Annotated in this window: 19 protein-coding genes and 3 pseudogenes; 15 read left to right on the forward strand and 7 right to left on the reverse strand. The window is 55.6% G+C overall.

Annotated elements, in window-relative coordinates; translation table 11 throughout:
- The first annotated feature begins 45 nt into the window (after positions 1–45).
- Complete coding sequence (locus QPK27_RS19810) at positions 46–903, forward strand: glycine-rich domain-containing protein-like (protein WP_290419894.1); 858 nt, start codon at positions 46–48, stop codon at positions 901–903.
- A gap of 78 nt (positions 904–981) precedes the next feature.
- Here the strand turns inward: QPK27_RS19810 and QPK27_RS19815 are convergent, their stop codons facing one another.
- Together QPK27_RS19815 and QPK27_RS19820 are read right to left on the reverse strand one after the other, a co-directional pair.
- Positions 982–1,221 (reverse strand): hypothetical protein, encoded by a 240-nt coding sequence (locus QPK27_RS19815; protein WP_290419895.1) that lies wholly within the window; start codon positions 1,219–1,221, stop codon positions 982–984.
- On the reverse strand, positions 1,218–2,126 hold the full coding sequence (locus tag QPK27_RS19820; RefSeq protein ID WP_290419896.1) for an NAD(P)H-binding protein: 909 nt from the start codon (positions 2,124–2,126) through the stop codon (positions 1,218–1,220). Before QPK27_RS19820 ends, QPK27_RS19815 begins: the two co-directional genes overlap by 4 nt.
- Positions 2,127–2,342: 216 nt before the next feature.
- Between QPK27_RS19820 and QPK27_RS19825 the strand changes: the two genes are divergently transcribed.
- On the forward strand, positions 2,343–3,368 hold the full coding sequence (locus QPK27_RS19825; RefSeq protein ID WP_290419897.1) for a CDP-6-deoxy-delta-3,4-glucoseen reductase: 1,026 nt from the start codon (positions 2,343–2,345) through the stop codon (positions 3,366–3,368).
- A gap of 119 nt (positions 3,369–3,487) precedes the next feature.
- The gene (locus QPK27_RS19830) at positions 3,488–4,735 is read left to right on the forward strand and encodes an MFS transporter (RefSeq protein WP_290419898.1); all 1,248 of its coding nucleotides are present in this window, start codon (positions 3,488–3,490) and stop codon (positions 4,733–4,735) included.
- 3 nt (positions 4,736–4,738) lie between these two features.
- Here the strand turns inward: QPK27_RS19830 and QPK27_RS19835 are convergent, their stop codons facing one another.
- Positions 4,739–5,659 carry a hypothetical protein gene (locus tag QPK27_RS19835; RefSeq protein ID WP_290419899.1) on the reverse strand — a complete coding sequence of 307 codons (921 nt, stop codon included), beginning with the start codon at positions 5,657–5,659 and terminating at the stop codon, positions 4,739–4,741.
- A 148-nt stretch (positions 5,660–5,807) separates the two neighbouring features.
- Between QPK27_RS19835 and QPK27_RS19840 the strand changes: the two genes are divergently transcribed.
- A complete protein-coding gene (locus QPK27_RS19840; RefSeq protein ID WP_290419900.1) occupies positions 5,808–6,185 on the forward strand; it encodes an HPF/RaiA family ribosome-associated protein in 378 nt (125 codons plus the stop codon).
- Positions 6,186–6,225: 40 nt separating this feature from the next.
- Here the strand turns inward: QPK27_RS19840 and QPK27_RS19845 are convergent, their stop codons facing one another.
- Positions 6,226–6,990 carry a helical backbone metal receptor gene (locus tag QPK27_RS19845; protein ID WP_290419901.1) on the reverse strand — a complete coding sequence of 255 codons (765 nt, stop codon included), beginning with the start codon at positions 6,988–6,990 and terminating at the stop codon, positions 6,226–6,228.
- A 182-nt stretch (positions 6,991–7,172) separates the two neighbouring features.
- Between QPK27_RS19845 and QPK27_RS19850 the strand changes: the two genes are divergently transcribed.
- The 6 genes and pseudogenes from QPK27_RS19850 to QPK27_RS19875 all read left to right on the forward strand — a co-directional run bounded on the left by QPK27_RS19850 (position 7,173) and on the right by QPK27_RS19875 (position 15,769).
- A complete protein-coding gene (locus QPK27_RS19850) occupies positions 7,173–8,135 on the forward strand; it encodes a GGDEF domain-containing protein (RefSeq protein WP_290419902.1) in 963 nt (320 codons plus the stop codon).
- A 433-nt stretch (positions 8,136–8,568) separates the two neighbouring features.
- Positions 8,569–9,509 (forward strand): annotated as a pseudogene (locus QPK27_RS19855) (IS5 family transposase).
- A gap of 360 nt (positions 9,510–9,869) precedes the next feature.
- Positions 9,870–12,404 (forward strand): AAA family ATPase, encoded by a 2,535-nt coding sequence (locus tag QPK27_RS19860; protein ID WP_290419903.1) that lies wholly within the window; start codon positions 9,870–9,872, stop codon positions 12,402–12,404.
- 90 nt (positions 12,405–12,494) lie between these two features.
- Positions 12,495–13,658: a PIN domain-containing protein gene (locus QPK27_RS19865; RefSeq protein ID WP_290419904.1), complete on the forward strand. Its 1,164-nt coding sequence runs from the start codon at positions 12,495–12,497 to the stop codon at positions 13,656–13,658.
- Between the two features lie 98 nt (positions 13,659–13,756).
- The gene (locus QPK27_RS19870) at positions 13,757–14,803 is read left to right on the forward strand and encodes a hypothetical protein (RefSeq protein ID WP_290419905.1); all 1,047 of its coding nucleotides are present in this window, start codon (positions 13,757–13,759) and stop codon (positions 14,801–14,803) included.
- Positions 14,804–14,965: 162 nt separating this feature from the next.
- Positions 14,966–15,769: a nucleotidyltransferase gene (locus tag QPK27_RS19875; RefSeq protein WP_290419906.1), complete on the forward strand. Its 804-nt coding sequence runs from the start codon at positions 14,966–14,968 to the stop codon at positions 15,767–15,769.
- A 15-nt stretch (positions 15,770–15,784) separates the two neighbouring features.
- On the opposite strand, the gene QPK27_RS19880 is transcribed toward QPK27_RS19875, so the two are convergent.
- From QPK27_RS19880 to QPK27_RS19890, 3 genes and pseudogenes are all read right to left on the reverse strand, one after another.
- Positions 15,785–16,558 (reverse strand): hypothetical protein, encoded by a 774-nt coding sequence (locus QPK27_RS19880; protein ID WP_290419907.1) that lies wholly within the window; start codon positions 16,556–16,558, stop codon positions 15,785–15,787.
- 481 nt (positions 16,559–17,039) lie between these two features.
- Positions 17,040–18,281, reverse strand: a complete 1,242-nt coding sequence (locus tag QPK27_RS19885; RefSeq protein ID WP_290419908.1) for a cyclic GMP-AMP synthase DncV-like nucleotidyltransferase — start codon at positions 18,279–18,281, stop codon at positions 17,040–17,042.
- A gap of 133 nt (positions 18,282–18,414) precedes the next feature.
- Positions 18,415–18,612, reverse strand: a pseudogene (locus tag QPK27_RS19890) (alkene reductase); the annotation flags it as partial.
- A 149-nt stretch (positions 18,613–18,761) separates the two neighbouring features.
- Between QPK27_RS19890 and QPK27_RS19895 the strand changes: the two are divergent.
- The 5 genes and pseudogenes from QPK27_RS19895 to QPK27_RS19915 form a co-directional block, all read left to right on the forward strand.
- Positions 18,762–19,292 (forward strand): annotated as a pseudogene (locus QPK27_RS19895) (IS3 family transposase); the annotation flags it as partial.
- Between the two features lie 51 nt (positions 19,293–19,343).
- A complete protein-coding gene (locus QPK27_RS19900; RefSeq protein WP_290419909.1) occupies positions 19,344–20,141 on the forward strand; it encodes a serine protease in 798 nt (265 codons plus the stop codon).
- A 444-nt stretch (positions 20,142–20,585) separates the two neighbouring features.
- Complete coding sequence (locus QPK27_RS19905) at positions 20,586–20,969, forward strand: hypothetical protein (RefSeq protein WP_290419910.1); 384 nt, start codon at positions 20,586–20,588, stop codon at positions 20,967–20,969.
- Positions 20,970–21,163: 194 nt separating this feature from the next.
- Positions 21,164–21,529: a hypothetical protein gene (locus QPK27_RS19910; protein ID WP_290419911.1), complete on the forward strand. Its 366-nt coding sequence runs from the start codon at positions 21,164–21,166 to the stop codon at positions 21,527–21,529.
- Between the two features lie 431 nt (positions 21,530–21,960).
- A complete protein-coding gene (locus tag QPK27_RS19915) occupies positions 21,961–22,428 on the forward strand; it encodes a 3'-5' exoribonuclease (protein WP_290419912.1) in 468 nt (155 codons plus the stop codon).
- Positions 22,429–23,065 lie beyond the last annotated feature (637 nt).

Raw genomic sequence — 23,065 nt, forward strand, 5'->3', positions numbered from 1 at the left:
GGATAAAACAGCAGCACCATCACAATTCAAAATGAGGTGAATAAAATGTCGAACAAAAGCGAATTTGCAGTCTTCGAGGCGCTCGACCTGGCGCCGATCAAAATGAAACTGATGCACGTGGAGTCCGGCGAAGGCTGGTCGGAACGCCGTGCCAATGCTGTGGAAGCCGAGTATCGCCGCTTCCTGTTCCTGACCAAGGCATACCCGGACGAAATGGTGTCGCCGACGCTCGACGTCGACATGTTCTGGCACTACCACATCCTCGACACCATGAAGTACGCCCGCGACTGCCAGGCCCTGTTCGGGGAATTCCTGCACCACTATCCGTACGTCGGTATGGGCGAAGGCGCCGATGAAGGCGAACGCACCAAGGCCGGCGAGCGCATGCGCGACATGTACGAAGCCCAGTTCGGCGCCGTCGTGCGCGGCGATGCGGCCTGGTGCGGAGCTCCGAGCAAGGAAGCCACCGAAGCGGCCTGGTGCGGCGCTCCGAGCAAGGAGGCGACCGATGCCGCATGGTGCGGCGCTCCGAGCAAGCAAACCACCGACGCGGCATGGTGCGGTGCTCCGGGCAAACAAATCACCGATGCCGCCTGGTGCGGCGCCCCGGGCAAGCAGGCGACCGATGCCGCCTGGTGCGGCGCTCCGGGCAAGCAGGCGCGCAAAGCCACCGACACCGCGTGGTGCGGCGCTCCTAGCAAGCAGGTCAAGGGCAGCGCCAGCGCGTGGTGCGGCGCCCCCAGCAAGAAACTGGCCGCCAGCGTCAAGACCGCCTGGTGCGGCGCTCCGGGCAAGTCCCTGAGCGCCGGTAACGATGTCGCGTGGTGCGGCGCGCCGTCGGTCGTGGCCAGCAGCGCGGTCGCCTGGTGCGGCGCGCCGGGCAAGTCGCTGCAAGCAGCCTGATTGGTTCCTCCCCGCGCAGCCGGCAGGTAGCAACCGCTACCTGCCGGCTGCGGCTTTTCAGGCTCCCTGCAAGCGACTTTACTTGCGTGGACGCTTCGGCGCGGCGGCAGCGCCGCCGGCCGGCGCGCTGGCCTTGAACAGCGTGCGCGCATCATCGTGCGCGCGGTCGATCGTGCGCATGGCGCGGTTGTCGTCGTGGGCGACGAAGTACTCCTTGTCCTGGGCGTCGACCACGATCTTGATCGCCGCCTTTTCGGTGACGCCGTACTTTTCGACGATCAGGGTGGTGACTTCGTCCAGGTATTCTTCGTAGGTCATGCAATTTCTCCTTCCGGGCGGCGCGCGCCCTTCATTCGCGCCAGGGTGGCGGCAACGTCGGGATGGCGCAGGCGCACCCGCAATTCTCGTTTCAATCGGGTGTTGTCGAGCCGGCGCGATTCGGACATGAACGACAGCAGCATCGGCGTCACCACCGACTGCAGCTGCGCGCGCGGCAGGCGCGGCGGACGCGCCATATTAAAAGCGTCGGCCACGGCGTCGAAATAGTCGGCCATCTTCATGCGCGTGTCGTCCACCGCATGCACCACGCGCCCCGGCCGACCGCGCCACAGCGACGCCAGCACGATGCGCGCCAGGTCGTCGGCGTGCACGTGGTTGGTGTAGACGTCGTCTTCAGGGCGCAGCGCCGGCGTGCCCTGCTCCAGCCGGCGCAGCGGCAGGCGGTCGTCGGCGTAAATGCCGGGCACGCGCAGTATCGACACGCGGGCGCCGCTCGCCAGGCCCCAGGCGCGCAGGATGCGTTCGGCGTCGACGCGGCGCCGCGCGCGCGCATTGCGCGGCGCGACCGGACGCGCTTCGTGCACCAGCGCGCCGCCGCAATCGCCGTACACGCCGGTGGTGCTGACGTAGACCAGGCGCTTGACCGCGCCCAGCGCCGCCACCAGGTGACGCGTGTGCCGGTCGTGCTCTCCTTCGGCCTGAGGCGGCGCCAGGTGCAGCACCCACGGCGCCAGATTGCGCAGGCGGCGCAGCGTCGTAGGCCGGTCGAGGTCGGCGACGACCGGCGTGGCGCCGGCGGCGCGCAGTTCGGCGCGGCGCTCGGCCTGGCTGGTCACGGCGAACACCTTGAAGCGGCCGCGCAGCAGCGGCAGCAGGCGCATGCCGACGTCGCCGCAGCCGACGATGAGCAGGCGCGGCAGGCTGGAAGGAAAGCGCTGGGACATGATCGTGAGTCGGTGTCGTAAAAGTCGGGGCGGTGAAAGTGCGGCACTGTAGCACAGCCGCCCGGCCCGCGGTGCACCCGGAGGCGCGGCCCAGCGCCCGGTCCGCCCGCGCGCCCGAATCCGGGGCGCGGTGTAGAATAGCGCCCATCCGTAGCAACAAGACAACGCCTTTTCAACCGCGCGCCACGGCGCCTTTCACGCATTCACGAATACCGCATGACCTTCCAGATCACCGTCCAGCCGAGCGGCAGCCAGTTCACCTGCGAGGCCGATGAAACCGTCCTTTCCGCCGCCATCCGCGCCGGCATCGGCCTGCCGTACGGCTGCAAGAACGGCGCCTGCGGCTCGTGCAAGGGCAAGGTGATCGACGGCAGCGTGGAGCACAAGCCGCACCAGCAGCGCGCCCTGTCCGACCTCGAAAAGACGCAAGGCATGTCGCTGTTCTGCTGCGCCGTGCCAAGCGCGGACCTGACCATCGAGGCGCGCGAAGTCGGCGGCAGCTCGGACTACCCGCTGCGCAAGATGCCGACCCGCGTCGCCGCTATTCAAAAGGCAGCGCCCGACGTCGCCATCGTCAAGCTGCAGTTGCCGGCCAACGAACTGCTGGCCTATCGCGCCGGCCAGTACATCGAATTCCTGCTCAAGGACGGCAAGCGGCGCGCCTACTCGATCGCCAACGCGCCGTCGTTCGAAGGTCCGCTCGAGCTGCACATCCGCCACTTGCCGGGCGGCCTGTTCACCGACCACGTGTTCGGCGCCATGAAGGAGCGCGACATCCTGCGCTTCGAAGGCCCGCAGGGCAGCTTCTTCCTGCGCGAAGAGTCCGACAAACCGATCGTGCTGCTGGCCTCGGGCACCGGCTTCGCCCCGGTGAAAGCGCTGGTCGAGCACCTGATGCACCTGAAGTCGACGCGCCCGGTGCGCCTGTACTGGGGCGGGCGCCGTCCGCAAGACCTGTACATGGACGAGTTGTGCCGCGCCTGGGAAACCACCCTGCCCGACTTCGTCTACGTGCCGGTGGTGTCAAGTGCGCTGCCGGACGACGGCTGGACCGGCCGCACCGGCTACGTGCATGCGGCGGTGATGCAGGACATGCCGGATCTGTCGGGCCACCAGGTGTACGCCTGCGGCGCGCCGGTCATGGTCGACTCGGCGCGCGTCGAATACAGCGCGCAGTGCGGCCTGCCGCCGGACGAGTTCTTCGCCGACGCGTTCACCACCGAGGCCGACCTGGCCGTATAACGAACTATCCGCGCGAACCATCCGCGCGAACTATTCGCGCGAACCATCCGCGGCGCCCACGAACGCGGCGCCGCAACTTCGGGCACAATGGCGGCCTCTTCACGTGACCCGATAACTCCATGTCCCTGATGTCGCCATCCGGACGGCTGGGCGTCCTGCGCAACCGTAATCTCGCCTTTTATCTTTCCGCCCGTTTCCTCGCCACCCTCGCCGTCCAGATGCAGAGCGTGGCGATCGGCTGGCAGGTGTACCAGATCACCGGCAGCCTGTTCGACCTCGGCCTGATCGGCCTGGCGCAGTTCGCGCCCTTCCTGGTCCTGATCCTGTGGGCCGGCCACGTGGCCGACCGCTACAACCGGCGCATCATCGTCATGCTGTGCATGGCGGTGCAGCTGGTGTGCAGCGCCCTGTTGATCGCGTTTACGGCCAGCGGCAGCCAGGTGGTGTGGCCGGTGTTCGCGATCCTGGTGGTGTTCGGCAGCGCGCGCGCCTTCATGATGCCGGCCTCGCAGGCGGTGCTCAAGAACCTGGTGCCGGACCGCGAATTCAGCCAGGCGGTGGCGCTCGGCTCGTCGACCATGCACGTGGCGATGATCCTGGGCCCGATCGTCGGCGGCCTGCTGTACGTGTTCGGCGCCCAGACCGTGCACATGATCTCGGCCGCGCTGCTCACGCTCGCCGTGCTGCTCATGAGCCGCACGCGCAGCATCCAGCAGATCATCAACAAGGCTCCGGTCAGCCTGAGCACCCTGCTCGAAGGCCTGCGCTTCGTGCGCTCGCGCCCGATCGTGCTGGGCGCGATCTCGCTCGACCTGTTCGCGGTGCTGTTCGGCGGCGCCACCGCGCTGCTGCCGGCCTACGCCCACGACGTGCTGCAGGCCGGGCCGACCGGCCTCGGCTTCCTGCGCACCGCGCCCGGCGCCGGCGCCGCGCTGTGCTCGATCGCGCTGGCGATGTATCCGATCACGCGCCGGGTCGGCGCCTGGATGTTCGGCGGCGTGGCGCTGTTCGGGGTCTGCATCCTGGTGCTGGGCGCGACCGACAGCTTCGCCATCGCGCTGGGCGCCTTGTTCCTGTCCGGCGTGGGCGACATGGTCAGCGTCTATATCCGCCACCTGCTGGTGCAGTACGAAACGCCGGACGAGATCCGCGGCCGGGTCAGTGCCGTCAACTCGGTGTTCATCGGCGCCTCGAATGAACTGGGCGAATTCGAGTCGGGCATCACCGCCGGCTGGCTGGGGCTGACGCGCGCGATCCTGCTGGGCGGCGCGGCGACGATTGCCGTGACCGGGATCTGGGCCTGGCTGTTCCCGGTGCTCTCCAAAATGGACCGCTTCCCGCACCATGAGAACGAGAAGCTGAAGTAAGTTTCACAAGGCGGAGTCGGATGGGCCGCTTGCGCCGCCCCGGCGCTGCGCTTTCACCTTGTCGACGATGTGCCGCGCCGTTTCTACGGCAGCGGCGCGCTGCTCGGGCGTGAGTTTGGCCTCGCTCTCGAGGAAGCGCGTCAGCGCACTGCCGTTCTCGAAATCCTTGGCTTTCGGGTGGTTCGGACCCAGGCGATCAAAAGCGATCAGGTCCATCGCGAGCAGGTAGCCAAATCCCAGCTGCGGTTGCCGTTCGGCCAGGTCCGAACCATAGATGCTTTGCATGCCCCAGATCAGGAGTGCCAGCGTGTCCCCCGCTTCGGCTGCCTTGATGACCTGCGCGCTCGCTGCCGCCTTCCATTCCTTGACCAGCGGATCGTCCGGCCGCGTCGTCAATGCGCTCGGGTCGCCGAACGGGCCTTCGGCCGCCCAGGCCCAGGCGGCGCCGGGCACGCCGGCCTTGACGGCAAGCGCAAGGTGATCGAGCCGGGCCAGCCGCTCGCGTTCGGTCATCGCGCCGCACATGCCGGAAATCTGCTTTCTTTCGTCCGCATTCAGGCCGCGATTGGTGCGCAGATCGTCATCGTAGCGTACGACATCGCCCTTCTGATTGAACTGGCTGCATACCGACACCAACAGATAGGCCGTATAAGCTTGCTGCGGATCGCTGCTCGCCAGCAGGCGTTCGACCTGCTCGCGCAACGGCGGCGCAGCGGCGTCGAGGAACGACGCCGCGACGACCTGGGCTACCTGCGCCGGCGCCGCTGCCGGCCAGCTGGCGTCCGGTTTGGCAGCCTGTACGGCCCGCGCCGGCGCCACCGCTGGCGCCACCGGCTCGACCGGCCGCAGGATCCAGGCCGATCCCACCGCGACGATGCCCACCGCGAGCGTGCCAATCACCCAGCGTTCCCATCCCTTCTGCATACGGCGCTCCTTTCAGGTCGGCGGCCAGTATAGCCAGCACTGCTTGCTTTTTTTCTCACACATTATTGCCGCCCCTGCGTGCGGCAGCGAACGTGGCGCGGCGGTGTGCGCGTGTAAGATGAAATCGTAACGACAACAGGAGCCATCCATGCAGATCAATGTGAATACCGATAACACCATCAACAAGCATCAAGGCCTGGACGAGCACGTGGACACCGTGGTGCGTTCTTCGATCGGCCGCTTCAGCGACCAGGTCACCCGCGTTGATGTTCACCTGAGCAACGAGAACAAGGAAAAGAAAGCGGACGGCGGCAACTACTGCATGCTGGAAGCACGCCTGTCGGGCGTGGCGCCGATCGTGGTGCACGACCATGCCAACGACCTGCACCAGGCCATCAACAATGCCGGCGGCAAGCTGGCGCGTGCGCTCGACAGCGCCATCGGCCGCCTGCAGGACAAGCACCGTCACGCCGCCACCCCGCTGGCCGACGATGCGACCGCCGACAAGCACCTGACGGATTCCTGATCCATCGCGTGGCACGCCTCGCCTGGGGCGTGCCTTTGCTTCAGCTTCCTTCGAGCATTGCTCGCAGTTCGCGCAGGTAGCGCACGCCGGCCAGCGCCCGGCTGCCGTACCACGACATCATCTCCCCATCGACCAGCAGCACCGGAATGCTGATCTGTTTCTCGAGCGCATCCGCATGCACCTGCGTGAAGCGATAGGGTTCGGTCGACAGCAGCACCGCATCCAGTCCATTGACCAGTCGTTCGGACCACGAGAATACGGGGTAGCGCGCCGCGCCCAGCTCAGGCACGCGCCAGCCCAGCTCGGCCAGCATGGCGGCGATATAGGTGTCGCCCGACACGCTCATCCACGGATCCTGCCAGATGCAGTACAGCACCGTGCGCGGCGGTCCCGGCGGCAAGGCGCGCAGCGCCGCCAGTTCGCGCTCGAAGGCGGCGCACCAGCGCTCGGCCGCGGCCTCGACGCCAAAGATGGCGCCCATCAGGCGCGCCAGGTCGAGGTTGTCGGCCGGCGCCAGCGGATGCGTCACCACCACGTGCGGCACGAACCCGGCCAGCAGGTCGGCGGTCGGTTTTTCGTTTTCGTCGATGTTGACGATCACGTGGGTCGGCGCCACGCGCCGGATCTTGTCCAGGTTGACGTCCTTGGTGCCGCCCACCTTTGGAATCCCGGCCACCAGCGCTTTCGGGTGGATGCAAAAGCCGGTGCGGCCGACGATCTGCGGCGCCAGGCCCAGCTCGCACAGCAGTTCGGTAATCGACGGCACCAGCGACACGATGCGCGCATCGGGGGCGGGCGGATGCATGGTTCCGAGCGCATCCAAAGCCTGGCTTAAGGAAGATTGGGGATCAGTCATGGCATGATCAAAACATTGTCTATTACAGAAACACCGTTGCCGCACCGGCAACCCGGAATACGCTATTATTCCGCAACTATCATCAGGTGTATCAATACGGGCGTATCGATACTCCGAACCAGAGGACACACTTGGAACAGATCGGCACTTTCGGTGCGCACCGCACCACCATCGGCGACTTGCAGCTGTTTCGCGATGAAACCGACAGCACGGTCGCGCACATGCTGGCCAGCTGCGCGGTCGTGCGCATGGCAAAGGGCCGCCGCATCGAGGACGGCAGCCACGCGCGCCTGTACATCGTGCTGTCGGGCCAGCTCGAGATCGCACCCGACACCCACGCCGACGACGAAAGCGGCACCAGCTGCATCAATCCGGGCGAAAGCGCGGGCGAACAGGCGGTGCTGGACGACGCCGCCAACCTGGCCGCGATGACCGCGACCGAGGACACCGAACTGCTGGTGATCGAGCCGGAACTGGTGTGGGAACTGATCGACCGCTCGCACGTGCTGGCGCGCAATCTGCTGCGCCTGATGTCGTTCCGCATCCGCGCCGCCAACGCGCTGCTGCGCCGGCGCCAGAAGCTGGGCGAGTTCTACCGCCAGCTGTCGCTCAACGACCCGCTCACCGGCCTGTACAACCGCGCCTGGCTGGGCGACATGCTGCCCAAGCTGGTGGGGCGCGCCTCGCAGGACAAGTCGCCGCTGTCGCTCATCATGATCGACCTCGACAACTTCAAGAACTTCAACGACACCCACGGCCACATCGCCGGCGATACCGCGCTCGGCGTGGCGGCCGAGCTGATCCGCAACACGCTGCGCCCGTCCGACTACGCCGTGCGCTACGGCGGCGAAGAGATGATGGCGGTGCTGCCGAATACCTCGCCGGAAATCGCGGCGATGGTGGCCGAGCGCCTGTGCCTGAAACTGCGCGCGGCGATCGTGTTCCCCGACATGCGCCTGCCGCTGCCGCACCTGACCGGATCGTTCGGCATTGCCAGCCTCAAACCGGGCGACGACGAGCAGGCGCTGATTGCCGCCGCCGACGCCGCGCTGTACCGCGCCAAGGAAGCCGGCCGCGACCGCGTCTGCGACTGAACGCTCCCGGGCCGCGCGGCCGTTCCGGCGCGCGCGGCCCCACCCTTCCCCGTCCCTACTGCTGACCGTGACTGAACGGTGGTTCTGTGCCACCATGGCGGCCATTGAATCGTCACGGCAACACAAGAACAAGACATGAGCACGCATACCTTCCTCTGGCACTTATCATCGCAATTCGCAGTGTAAACAGCCTTAATCCTTCCTTCTTCAAGCCATTTTAAAGGGAAAGTTGTGCTCCCGAAAATTGTATGAAGTTCTTTTGTGTAAACAAGTTCCGCAAAAAACGCTAACTCAATGAGTTGTTTACACATTCCTTGGAATCAGCATAAATTCCTTTCGCGCAATCTTTCTTTATATTAACTACGTTGCTGCAGGGCTTTGTTGCACAAATCTGCGCACTGCACCTGAACGGGAGCACGGGTAAACTAGCGAGATGAGTGCGCCGGCAAAAACGAAGTATCGAACGACCAACTGGAAAGAGTACAACGCAGCGTTGAAGGCGCGTGGCTCGCTGCTAATCTGGCTGGACTAAGACATGTGCTGGCACGGTAGTGCCAGCAGCAAGCGGGGTCGAAGCCCAAAGTACAGCGAGGCGGCGATTCTGTTCTGCCTGACGATCAAGGGTCTGTTCAATCTGCCCCTACGGCAGGCGATGGGGATGTCGCAGAGCCTGCTCAAGCTGGCGGGTCTGGACTGGCAGGTTCCCGACTTCAGCACCGTCAGCCGGCGCCAGACGCACTTGGCGGTGACGATCGGGGCGCAGCCGACGACGACAGGATTGCACCTCCTGGTCGACAGCACCGGCATCAAGATGCTCGGCGAAGGCGAATGGAAGACGAAGAAACATGGCGCCGATTATCGCCGCCAGTGGCGCAAGGTCCATCTTGGCATCGATGCCACTACACTGGAAATCCGGGCCATCGAAGTGACCGACAATGTGACCGGCGACGCGCCGATGCTGCCGTGCCTGCTCGACCAGATTGCCGATGACGAGGCCATCGCGAGCGTGAGTGGCGACGGCGCCTACGACACGAAAGGCTGTCACGAGGCCATTGCGCAGCGCAGTGCGCAAGCGATCATCCCGACACGCAGAAATGCCAAGCCATGGAAAGATCTGCGCCCCGGCGCCCCGGCGCCACAGCGCGTAATGCCATCCTTAATGCCACGCGCAGGCTTGGCCGGAAAATTTGGAAAAAGTGGACCGGTTATCATCGACGCAGTCTGGTAGAAACCAAAATGCGCTGCTTCAAGCTGCTCGGTGAACGCGTCATGGCGCGTGACTTCGACCGTCAGGTCGCCGAACTGCAGGTGCGTGCCGCAATCCTCAATCGCTTCACGCGATTGGGGACGCCTACTACCGTGGCCATGCCATAAATTCGCATGGGGTTTGGGGTATTACGCGCTGAGCGTATTTATGCAACAAAGCCGTCGAGATGGGGCGAGCCTGGCGACGGACATCACATTCCTATCAGCGCGGACACTGTCTGCCTACACGTTCCAGCCGCTACGAAATACCTGGGCAAATCAGCATCTGTGCAAGCGGCAAATAAGCAGGTTGCAACTTTGCAGTTTTTTAATTAGTCTTTAAGCAAGGAATGGCCCTCATACTGTAGAGCACGCTAAGGGATGTCGATGCAAATAATTCAAAAAATTGCTGCTTGGGCAGCTGGACAGCCCGCATGGATCGATGACGCCATTCGCAGGCTAGTGTCTGGGCCTCTCTCGCAAGTAGACTTGCGTGAGCTGGCAGACTTGGCCAAGTCCGAGCATGGGTTGCCGGATCCGCTTGGTAGGGCTGCGGTACGACTTGACCCTGCAACACTTCCAGCGACGTTAAATGATGGCATTGACGTTAACCTCCTTTCATTTCGAAATCCAGAGAATTTAAATGCGATCGCAACCAATCAAGCGCTGACATTCCACCCTAAGGGGCTAACAGTTGTATATGGCCACAATGGGGCCGGAAAGTCGGGATACGCACGTGCCTTGAAGAAAGCATGTCGCGCACGCAACGTAGAAAATATTCTTCCAGACGTTTACAGTGAATTCAAGGAAGTAGCCGCCACAGGCGCAACTCTCGAATGGAACGAGGGAGACAACCTCTTCTCGCACGCCTGGGCTACACACGCATCCCCTCCCGCACGACTTTCCCAGATCTCTGTATTCGATTCGCACTGCGCTCGTGTTTTCGTTGACAATCAAGCAAAAGTTCTCTTCGTCCCTGATGGAATGGACGTCATCCACGGCCTCTCTGACGCACTAGGGCACATCCAACACCTGGTTGAAGCGGACCGAAAAACAAATCATTTTGATCACACTCAGCTGTACTCTCTCGCAGGCACCACGGCAGTGGGGACAGCTTACTCGAAGCTGGGCCGCAATAGCGATCCGGAGAAATTTAAAAAGCTTGCTGCCCTGTCTGCAGAGGAAGAGGCCGAGCGAAATGCACTCACTAAGCTTCTGCGAGACGAAGACCCAGCAAAGCTTGCGGCAGCAGTTCGCCGTAACGTTGCGCGGCTTCGTACGTTGCATTCTGAACTAGCCGCACTAGAGGCTCCGTTACGCGACGAGTCGCTCGGCAAGCTCTCTACAGCCTTCGTCTCGATGACGGCGGCAGAGACGGCCTCGAAGATGGCCGCTGACATGCTTCAGGCTGGAGGATGCCATGTGCTCGGCACCGGCTCGGAACCATGGGAACACCTACTACAAAGCGCAACAAAATTCGCTACTGGGGTGGCCTATCCAGGCCAGCCATTCCCAGGACCGGATGACGCTCATTGCGTACTGTGCCAACAACCACTCAGCGACGATGCATTCCGCAGACTGAAGTCGTTCGTTCAGTTCTTGGAAGCCGACGCACAGAAAAAAGCAGGCGAGGCACGCGACCTTACAAAATCGCTATACCGAGCCGTTACGAGCCTCGACTTTGAGAGCTTCCCTTCTGATCGCGTACTGCTTGAGGAACTCCAAGACCATCAGCCTGCGCTGGTCGCTTCCATTCACCAGTACACAGCCGCACTGGCAGCGCGTCGAGTAAGCGTCACGTCGACGGCTGCAGACCGCAAGGTCGCTGCGCAAGACGAACTGCCGCCCTCACCGGTCCTCGTACTCGTTGAAATCATCGAGAAGCAACTCGCTGAAGCAGTCAAGCTCGAAACCGTGCTTACGCCCGAAGAGCGCGAACGCAAGAAAAAGGCACTCCTGGAGTTCGAAGCCCGGCTGACGCTGGCGCAGCTGCTCCCAAAGGTGCTTGAGGCCATCGAATGGCACAAGGGCGACCACGCCTATGGAGAAGCAATAAAGGGATGTAGCACGCGCTCAGTTACTGCGATCGCGACGGCGCTTTATGAAGCGCATGTAACTGAGGAGCTGCGTGCGGCCTTCTCGCAGGAGTTGGCAGACCTTGGCCTTAGCAAACTCGATGTCGGGCTTGAGATGACCGGACAAAAAGGCGCGCGAATGCAGCAGCTGAAGCTCCGCACGATGCCGCAATATGCCCGTGCTAAAACGTCAGACATCCTCAGCGAGGGTGAGCAACGCGTCATTGCCATCGCCTTGTTCTTAGCAGAAGTCGGAATCGAGCCTGGCCGGTCTGGTCTTATTTTCGACGATCCAGTCTCGTCCTTGGACCATGTGCGCCGTGAGCGGATCGCAAAAAGGCTCGTGATGGAGGCAAAAAATCGGCAGATTATTGTATTTACCCATGACTTGGCATTTGCCTGGGCATTGAAAGACTTTGCTGAGGACTACGCAGTGATTACGATGAGCCGACACGTATACGCCGCTGGATCGAGGAAGGGGTTCTGCACTGATGGACTACCCTTCGAAGCAAAGACCCTGGGCCCACGTGTCAACGATCTACGCGAGCAAGCAAAGCGTGCGAAGACCGCACTCGACGAAAGAGGAGAGCACGATCTTTACAATGAGATTGTCCGTAGTGGATATCGGAAGATGCGAGACACCTGGGAACTCCTAATCGAAGATCACCTATTTGCAGGCGCGGTAAAACGCTTTAGAAGATCCATCGAGACGATGAAACTGCGTTACGTATCAGTTAGCGATGAGGAAGCAAGCGCGGTGTACAACGGCATGTCCCGGTGTTCAAACTTCACGCACGAAGGCGGTGCCGAAGCTCCGCCGCCACTACCCTCGCCCGACGAGTTTTTAGCCGACGTCGAAGAACTCGGAGCAGCATTAAAGCTCATCGACGACAACAAGAAATTGACCGAGAAACGTCGCCAAGCTCAGGGGCTGGCGGCTGCGGCCTGATTTCATATTGCCGCTGGAAGTGCATAAGGTATCGGTAAACCTCGTACTTTTAGCGATCACGTTACCCTATTAATACTATACGAGTGATCTATGCCGAATGGGCTACCTAGTGCAGCTGAACTTATAGCGCAGCGCGCCGTTACATTTTTCTCCATAGATACAGACGTTATTCAAGCACTTGGATATAAGTTTGAAGACGGCGCTCTACGCGCCTTGCATTTACAACGTCCTGCTTGGCTCAAAGTTTGCCTTACAGACGTTGTTCAGAAAGAGGTCATGGACCATCGAATGGACCCTGTCGTGCAAGCGGCTCAAGAGCTCCAATCAGCACTCACAAAAATTCAGCGACTATCAAAAATAGATATAAAGCCAGCTTCCGAAGTCATAGATGGTATGCCCTTCGAGAGTGAGGCTCGAAATCGGTTTGAACTTGAGTTCAATAATTTTGTATCGAGGCTATCTGGCCAGGTACTCCCGCTGGACGGAGTAGACCTGGCAGCAAATTTGTTTTCACGATATTTCGGCGGGGAAGCACCTTTTGAAAAAAGAAAAGACAAGAAATTTGAGTTTCCGGATGCTGCCGCTCTATTAGTCCTGGAATCATACGCCAAAAGTCATAGAACTCGAGGAATTCTAATTTCAAAAGATAACGGATGGGCTAATTTTTCAGAAAATTCGGACTGGCTATATTGCGTCAAATCGCTAGACGAATTTGTCTCGCTTTTTGAGTCAGAAGGAGAAAATGCAGATCTCGTTAAATCCAAGATAAGAGAAGGATTAAATGCACGTGAAAACGATTTTTTCCTTCAAATCGAGTCTGCGTTGGAACGCGACGTGGAAAATGCTACTTGGCGAGTTGATGACATTTATTCAGGACTTGGGTTAAGAGTCGAAGCGTACGTCAGTGGCGTTGGCTACGCTAATTCATACCTTGATTCAGATAATATTAAAGTATGGTTCGTTGAACATGACCCATCATTATGCACGGTCGAATTACAAGTTTCTGTCGAGGTTAATCTAGAGATAGAAGTCGAATACTACCAATACGACACTATCGACCATGATGACATGAATGTGGCTTCCGATTACCTGTCACGAGAGGCCACCCTTGACTTAGATGTATTTCTGACATGCAAGGGCGATCTACTTCGAGATAGCGTTGACGACTGGGTAATTGACGTTACTATTTCTGGCGGTCGCTATCTACTTGATGTAGGAGAAGTGAATCCTGATTTCGGACGAGAAGAATATTAATTCAAGAATCATCTGCACTCAGAAAAGGTTTTCATAGCGTCGATGCCACATTCGTTTAGAATCACATTCCAAATTACCACCTAAATTTTTAAATTTTTATGTGCTCAGATAGATTTACCAATGTCACTTGGAACCAACATTTTGTCTCACAAGCAGAGCAAAAATTTAATTCACAAAATCCGGAGAGCAATAAGTCGACCATCTACTATTTTGAAATCTTGGATAACGGCCTTTCCCCACCGACAATCAAATGTGAGGGGAAGAAGAAAGTGGAATCGACATTTGCCGAAAGAGATCTGTTTACGATAAAGAAACTTTCAGGCAAAGACCGAGTAAATTTAGAAAAATTATTTCATCGATACGAGGGCGAGTATGCAAATCACAACCGCAATCTGTTAAGAATTGTCAGATGCGCGCGCAGGGGAAAAGACAACAACGTCATTTTTATAAATTGGGCTGGCATAACCAATGAACTCCAATTTATCTATAAACATAAAATAATGGGTTGGATAAGAAACCCATATAAGATAAAGGAAATAATACGCATATTTGGACCATCCTCAAATGCGGTTATAGCTAGTGCGGATGCGCTCAATTTATATCAATCTATAACCAATATCGAAGAGCGTGAAATTTCCTATATTTGCTCGAAATTTGACATCTCCTTCGAAGAATATAAGACTTGGATAAAAATAATTATATTGTTCTTATATTTTGAAAAAGAGGGCGAAAAAACCATACTCGACGACTATATTGAACAATTTTTTTCTGCGAACGAATTAAGGACGTCCGGCCAAATTCATTATTTCGACGATGCCGCCCCTCTTTTACCAGATGTCGGGATCGCCATCGACGGTGAAGAGGGCAACCATATCTTCTACATCAACATATCTAAAAACTGCTTCATGGTTATTCAGCATGTGGAGCTCGCGGGCAGATACTCTCAAGATGTATTGACGCGGATGAATATCGACCCTAAAGATGTCGCGGCACTACTTCCTAATTTACGTGGAAATAAATCCATCAAGCTCTATTCAAATAATTTAGAAATGCTTGCTGGCTACAATCAAATTTGCGTCAAATCTTCCAAATTTGCTGTTCTCTGCGCGTCATCTACTGTTCATGGCCTTGATTTCATCTCGTGAACACCATTTTAGATTAACCGATGAGATTCCCTTGGGCTCTCAAAGGCTAAGCTAGCCTCGTGGTGGCCTTGCAGTTATAGCAGAGTAAATTGTATCTCAGTCGGCTGGCGGATTCTATGCTGGAAAATGTCAAGCCGCTGCCACTGCTGGCCTGAAAATACTTTGAACTCCCTGATTTCAAAAACAATGTCGGTTCTTAATTTCCTAACCAAAACCGCTACCACTGCTGTTTTAAGCAATGACGAGCAACGCTCGATCGCGACCTCAATACGCACACTTGAAGAGCGCCTTGAGCATTACTTTCCAGAAAACACAATCAAACGTAAATTGCAGTTTGGATCGTCGACACGTGGAACCATCCTTCCCAGAATCGTCGACGAACAGTCAGACATTGATTTCATGGTAGTTTTTTCAGATGCGACGTTCACGCCAGCCACATACTTGAGCCGGTTGCGAAGCTTTGTAGAGAAGCGCTATTCGGCTTCGAACATCTATCAATCCCACCCTACGATTGTGCTTGAGTTAAATCATATAAAGTTTGACCTAGTGCCTGCCACCGAAGGATTTTTATATGGATTGCAAATTCCAGGCAAGGACGGCACATGGATCGGGACAAACCCTAATGATTTTAACGAAAAGTTAGAGCGAAAAAACGTTAAACATAATCATCAAATCAAACCTGCAATTCGCTTATTGAAGATCTGGAATGCAAGGCATGACTTCCCGTTCGAATCCTATCGTCTAGAACAACAGATCTGCAGCATGTATTTTGCGAATTCTGCCAATCTTAAGGATATCTTGTTTACGATTTTCGAGGATCTCCGCACTGGACTGTTTTCGCCCAAATGGATCAATAACCACCTTACGCAAGCTCGACTTAGAATTGCGAAAATTCGTGATCTAGAAGCGCGCGGACTAACCGGCCTGGCAGAGATCGAAGCGAGGCGACTTCTGCGAATGCGTTGAAACGCAGGAGAAAATTCAAACAATCCCCAATCTAGGCTTTATCTCATCCCATTTGAGCGACAGCTCAGGATTTAATTTTTCAAAAACGCTGTCGGAAAGCGTTATGCTTGCTAGCGCTTTTGATGCCTCGTATTTTGTGATGTATTCAAAAGCTAGAGCTGCAAATACCTCTTTGCTATGGTTCGCTAAAAACAGTTGCTGCAAATCGTCAAAAAGCCTATCGCAACGTGTTTTAAGCCAAAACATACGTACGCCACGCACAAAGATTTGCTCTGCCAAAACGACTTGGGTAACGGACGCAACAAGAGACATAGATGTGCCTCGGTAAATCCAAATTGACAGGAGCACGATTAAACTTATTGTGGCCAAGGGCAAGAAACTCCTCAACATATGAGTGACGATAGTTTTGGTGAACAATACATTTTCTAACACTTGTGCAGCCGCTCGGCGAGATGTGCTTGCTTCGTCACTGTTGAAATAACCCACTGTAGTCTCAGTTGTCAGCGGACGGTTGTAGACTTTTGCCCAAAAATCTTTTAGACGAGCATCTGCGCCTCGCGGCGACAAGAAAAATCGAGACGTGACGTCGAGCACAAGCATCGCGCAAACGATAACGACGAACACCAGCTGCAGTGGACTGGTGAGTGCAGGATAGCTTTGATCTGTGAACACAGTGGCCAACGCCAAGCCAGCGCTAGCAAAAAATAATTTGTCTGTGATTTTCTCACATCGCTCAAGCACCCGAAAATACCGGTCGCGAACTGGGTCAATCTTCGGTTGTGCGCTCATCACCTGCCCTACTCTTAATTTTTCGATTTATCCCATAGCGTCGGCGAGCCGTATTTGGATGCATCCCGCCGCCCTGCCACTCGCCGCTTAAAAGCCACGTTTCAAAGTACCATAGCCAGCGAACCGTCCAAGGAACAAAGGTCTCGGAAAGCTTCATGCTGGGCTGCCACTCACCGTGTTTTGGGTAGTACAGACATAACCGCACGCCTTCACGATCACTGGCATAGATGTGGGGAATTTCCCGCTCACCGGCTAACTTAGTTAGATCCGGGGAAACAACATACATTCTGGGAGGTCGCCCACCTGGGTAAACCATTAGCTCGCAAGTGTAGATACGAGAGGCTTCCGATGGCGATAACTGCATACGATAGAGAACGGCTCGCCCAGATAGAAAGCGGCGCTTGGCACCCGGAATGCCAAGAAGATCTACGTCTAGAGCCTTCTTTGCTAGATTAGCGTGACTCTTCGGCGGTGCCACTAGTTACTCACCGTAGAACGTATTGGACTTCGCAGTAAGCGGTAGAATTAGGCCTCCAGCTAGAACGGCCTTCGCGGCCCCCGCGTTTCTTTGCTTCTCCTGCGCATTCAATTGCCCGTTTATCAAGGCTTTGCCAGCGCGCTCGCCGAAAGCTCCGGCTACGAGCTCGCCAACCTGATCCATACCGCTTCGTGATTCGATCGCGTCAACAATGGCAACGATGTCGTTCCCAAACTTACGATGCCACTGATTGAAAATTTGTTGCCTAGATCCTGAATTCATTGCGCTTGCCAAGTTATCACCAGGAGCTGTTGGGTTCGGCACTTGCCATTCTTCACGCGTCCCAATCGAGATGCGGTCGATGAAGTCCGGCATGTCGCGGACAATATCAATAAACAGAGCCAATGGGTCAGCGTGCAGAAGAGGAGCTTGACGTGCATACGCCCCTGCCGCAAGCGCCGTAAGGAAAATCGATGACGGCGCCTGGTCAATCAGATCAGGGGACTTCGCAAAGGTAGTGTCGCGGTGTAGCTTGATGATCTGGATTACGCGGCACAGCAAACGATCGAAAACGTCTTCAGCATTTGATAACGGCGTAACATCAGCTCGCTTGAAGTCTTCGGTTGCAGCCTTCGCCAAAATTGTTCTTGAGAAAACAGGCTGGATGGCTGCTATGCCATTGAAATAGCGAGCAAGACCTTTAGGATTTGTCGGATCGAACGTTCGACGGTTGCGGTCAGGAATGAGTCCATGCGTGTCACCGTAAAGAGCGTGATGCACTGGAGAATCGATTACGGGCGCGATATCGGCGCACATACCGTCAGCATACTCAAGAGTAACGCAGCGCTCCCACTTCTTGAGAGTCAAGCCATGCTGATCGGCATATCGTTTGACTGCCCTGTAGAGACGGTCGACGAGCTCAACAGGACCCTGTGATGAGTAGCGAGCGTGAGCCTTTCGGTCGAAACGCGCTACGAGATCAACATCGAACCCGTCACCACCTCGAAGTGGTCGGATCAACGTACCGAGCTCGCGCGAGCCTTGAGGATGTACCTCAAGGAGCTCGCTCTCAAATTCAGAGCATTCAACTAAGAACGCACTCGTACTGTCATATGAACGTTCGAGAGCTGAAAGCTGCGTCGCTGTCGGCTCAAGTGCGCGGCCAATATATTCAACCAGATTAACAAAATGCGAGTTGGACGCATCTGAATATTGACGCGTACGCTCCGTAAGAACCGCTGCCATGTGCACTCCTCTACCCTGCCGCCCAAGCGGCCACCGTTATTAGCACTCTCGCACTACGAGTGCTAATTATAAATACATTTGAGCACCTGGGTGGTTGTCCGTCAACAACTAATCATCTCATTTTGCATTTCTCGGCACCCGCAATGCCGCACCATCCGGCGACGTGGGCGTCTGTGTAGATACCGGGGTCACCAGGTAACCTTGGCCGTCATCGGACGGTTGCGTCCCTGCGCTGACGATCAGACCTACAACAGCGCTGGCCGTAGTAAATCGCTGCGGAGACAGTTGGCGCACCATCAGCATGGGCGCGGGAGCGGTTCATCGGTGCCATCACAAGGAAGTTTCGAAGTGTATAGCGGCCCAAGCGGTCATTATGCTGACACTTGCGAGTATGATAAGGACCTTCCGTGTCTTTCTGCCCGAGCAAGGGCCTTCCCCCACCAGTGCCGGATGCCAGCCTAGCTTGACTCACCAATCCATGCCATTGCGCCGAACCTGCTAGACCGGCAATTTGAAGCGACAGGTCCGAACCAGAAATGGGCGGCCGACTTTACCTATGTGTGGACGAGCGAAGGCTGGCTGTTTGTCGCTGTCGTGCTGGACCTGTACTCGCGTCGTGCAGTGGGCTGGTCGATGCAACCGACGATGACAGCGCAGTTGGTAATGGATACCCTGTTGATGGCCATCTTCCATCGCGGTCGGCCTCGCGCTGTCTTGCATCACTCGGACCAGGCCGCCCAATACATGAGCGAGGATTTCCATCGCTTGCTCGAGTTCTATAGCATTGTCTGTAGCGTGAGTCGTCGCGGTAACTGCTGGGACAACGCCGCAATGGAAAGCTTCTTCTCAACGCTCAAGACTGAACGCCTGAGCAAAAAGCATTACCGGACAAGGGATGACTTGCGTACTGACGTGTTCGACTATATCGAAAGGTTCTACAATCCACGCCGGCGTCATTCCACTATCGGATACATCAGCCCGGTACAGTTTGAAAATCTAAAGTGCGCCTAACAGAAGTGTCCGTATCGACGGGGGAAGGCCATCACTATTGCAGAGGAACGTATGTATCAAGAACTGTATGCCGATATATCTAAAGCTTGTTGTGCGATCACTGTTTTTGAAGACGAAGAAGTGGTGAGTGAGGGTACAGGCTTCACCATCAATGCAGAAGGACAGATCCTTACAGCCGCCCATGTCGCTCTTGGGCAGTGGCCTGTGGACTTGAAGAAGTACGCCGACCGAAACACGAAAATTATTGCGAAGCTTCCAGGAATACCCGAATACGAATGTCAGCTTGCAATCTCCGGTCTCGAAATTCGCGTCACCGCATTTAGCAAGCCAATATGGATTGATTTCGCCGCACTTGTTCCATCGAATGCTCTGCCAGCTTCTGTTCCATTCTTAAGATCTAGGATATTGTCGCCTAGGCTTGGTGAAGAAGTGTTCGTAGCAGGCTACTCGGAAGAACTCGAAATCCCGTTTGGCGTTGATAGACTGCTGCGACGTGATGTGCCCGGCGCTGCCGATTTTTACAAAGCTATGTCAAGGGGCTATTTGGCTGACATGACCGGACCCTTGATTAAGCGTGGTGTAATAGGCAATTCCCAAGGACTTTATGCTCAAGACTCAGCATCTGGAAGGACAATTTCGTGCGAGATCATATTCATCGACAATGGAATGAACCCCGGTGCTAGCGGCGGTCCGGTCGTCAATAGCGAAGGCGAAGCAATTGGCATTATAACTAAGCGGGCAATAACATCCGCAGCGCAAGGCGCAGACCCTAGCTTGGCTATTCCATCGGGATGCACTATTGCGATTTCCCTACATCCGCTCTTAGCTGCTAGCAGCGACACTCCGTAATCATCACGTAATTTCATTCGGGTCGTGAAAGTACCGTTGGCCGTCTACGATATCTTCGGCCAAAATCATAATGCCAGATGAACAAAGCTCATGGACGTTGCTGAACCCTGTGTTATCCCGCACGGGAAAGCTCAGGGAAAGCATCGTTATCCATGAGCGTCGCCTACAGCAATTTTCTGTGAAGCTAAACTAAGCGCTAGGGGCACAACATGAGTAAAAACGCAAAACTAACGTCTCGGAGCTCACGGCAAGCTATTGCTATCTTAGCCCTAAGCGACGTGAAGCTGAGCCAGTTTGGATTCGACGTGCTCACAAGAATTGAGGCGGGCTTGCTTACTTACGCGGAAGGCAAAGCAGAGATTTTAGAGCGGGCACGAGCTAAGTTGATGCAGGAAGCGCTGCTGCATTCCTCGGACGATCAATAGCTAAATCACCCGAAATGATTTGGAGAAAAGCTTAAAAAAATGGCTCAAGAAAATATTTACTTCCAATGCGGACGTTACTGAAGCATTGCTCGGGCGGTTTGCGGAATACCCCGCCGAAGTCGATTCGTTTCTTGACCGATATGTCCGGGAAGGCTGGATATCAGAAACTGGATTACCCATCCGATCTGATTTTGAACGCAGAAACTACGAAAATGTTGCCGAGCTTATATCGCCCGAATATGTCGCTATGTACTTGCGGGGACGTTACAATGTAGATGTCGCCAATCCAGTTTTTCATTGCCCGGACGATACGCTAGTTGAGAAACGCATCACAAATCATTTTTTATACCTTCACAACCTTTCCACTCAGTCGCAAACCAACGAGAACTCCTCAAACGAATAGTCCTGTTTTTACCACTTAGCATATATTCCCTTCGGCGGATGCATCGTAATTGACCTGCATAGGGAATGAGCGTAATGTATGTGGATTCCATCGCATACATGGGATGTCAGATAAGTGGATGCATTATGCACCTTGTTTTATGACAGTCCTGACTGTGTTGCTTACACGTATGCGTTTCATGGGATGGAGGAATCATGTCTGTTGACACGCAAGACGATAATTTTGAAGTACCCGGTGACTTTCCCAAGCCTGTGCACTTGGGTGCAGTCGGAGGTGCTCAGCCTAAATTTTTAGCAGTTATGTATCAAGGTAGATTTTATGAGCCTGGTGCGACTCCACCTGAAGTTTATGAGCGCTGGCTTATGTGCAATGATTTGGCTGAACAGTTAGTTAAGAAATCTTTGCTATCCAAAGCAGGGAAAAGAGCTCACATGTCGGAAACTGAAATATTAGAACAATATTTTATCCGCTTACTCGCCACAAATTGGACAAGCAACGAGGAGGCGCGCTGGATCATTAACAAGGTTGCGTCAGAACTAGATTGGCAAATTTGTTTTTGAGGAGAAAATGGTGACAAATCCCCCCAGTGCGTCCCGCTCGCAAAATTACGCTATTCGTGGTTCAGCAACGAAAACTACAGACTTTTTGGTGCGATTTAGTGGAATGCTTGCTCCGCGCAATGAAATTTCGGAGCGCAAGAGAAGGAAGCTTAACCATAATTTGAGTAATTTACCAGACGGGTCGTTTGAACGTTCACCTATAGATCTCGAACTAGTAATTCGTCGCGCTAAATTGGGAGAACTTGGCTCCACTGAAGTTCGCCAGAATCAGATTTGGTGAGGATTGTAAAGTATGGATCCTAATTGCTTTGCGCTTAGTGTCCTTTGCGCTTTTTATGCGACGCTCTCCTCCCTGGAGTTGCGTTCGATAGCGTTAGTGAATACGCCCTTCCTCATTAATCTTATCTCTTTATCTAATTCGTGGAGTAGGAATGAATTTAGTGTTTCTCGATACAGAGTTCACCAACTTCAACAATCCTGAGCTTATTAGTATCGGCCTTGCATCATCTGACAGCGCGAATTTCTATGCTGAGGTAGACTACGTCGCATCCTCATGCAGCGAGTTTGTTCACAAGGTAGTAGTTCCGCTTCTTTCGTGCAATAGTCAAATTTCAACCGAACATTTACGTGATAAGATCTTGAGATGGTTCGATTCAATTCGAGGTACCAGTCCGATCGTCATCTGTTATGACTCTGATTATGACCGAATTTTGTTTCTAAGGTTATTCGACAATAATCTGCCAAATTTCCTGATCCTTCGGAGCATTGGCTACCGCCATATCAATGGAGTGAAGCGTGCCGATTTTTACTTGAGCAACAACTTAGATGAGCACCATGCTCTAAATGACGCGATGGCGTTGCGTTACGCCTTCAGAGGTTGGACTCGAACTGTTCGGTGACATGTCTGCGCAGCGAGCCTTAGCGTTGTCACTTCTTGAAAAGATAAATAATAGGTACTTTTGGTTGACAAGATGATATGAGTAAGAGGTGAACCAAACCAATCAATGGTTGTTGACAGCCTAGAGTTCTAGAGTGCATTATTCTGGACAAGTTGCTCGGCGCGACAGAATTTCTTCGTGCCGAGTTATCAAATTAACCTCTCGTCGATAGTGCCCAATTGCAACATCTACATACCTTCGAAACGAAAGAAGAGGCCGAAGAGGCTCTAGTAAAATTATCGGGATCGAAGCGATTGGCTAGTGATCGAGACGGTACTGAAGTCATATATAAATTGTTTGGTGAGTTGACCTGGAGAAATCTCTACGCTTTGGGCCTGCATAATCTTCCTGAGTTGAAAAGCATCCTATCGCACCGGGACTCTGGATGCGCCTATAATGAGAACCGACACCGCGAAATTATGGCCGCACTCGAAAACATTTCGCGAGTGCTCGGGCTGAGGATTCCTGCACATTGGCAATGAAAGCTGACGTACAAGTGTACGTATATTCCCAAATTCGAAATGGGTAGCACCGGCCGCGATTCGGTCCGGGCGCGTAAGAAGACCTATTAAGAGCGGCTAACAAACCTGCTTAACGC

Origin of the sequence: Massilia sp. YIM B02443, assembly GCF_030411955.1 — a bacterium.
Lineage (GTDB): Bacteria > Pseudomonadota > Gammaproteobacteria > Burkholderiales > Burkholderiaceae_D > Telluria.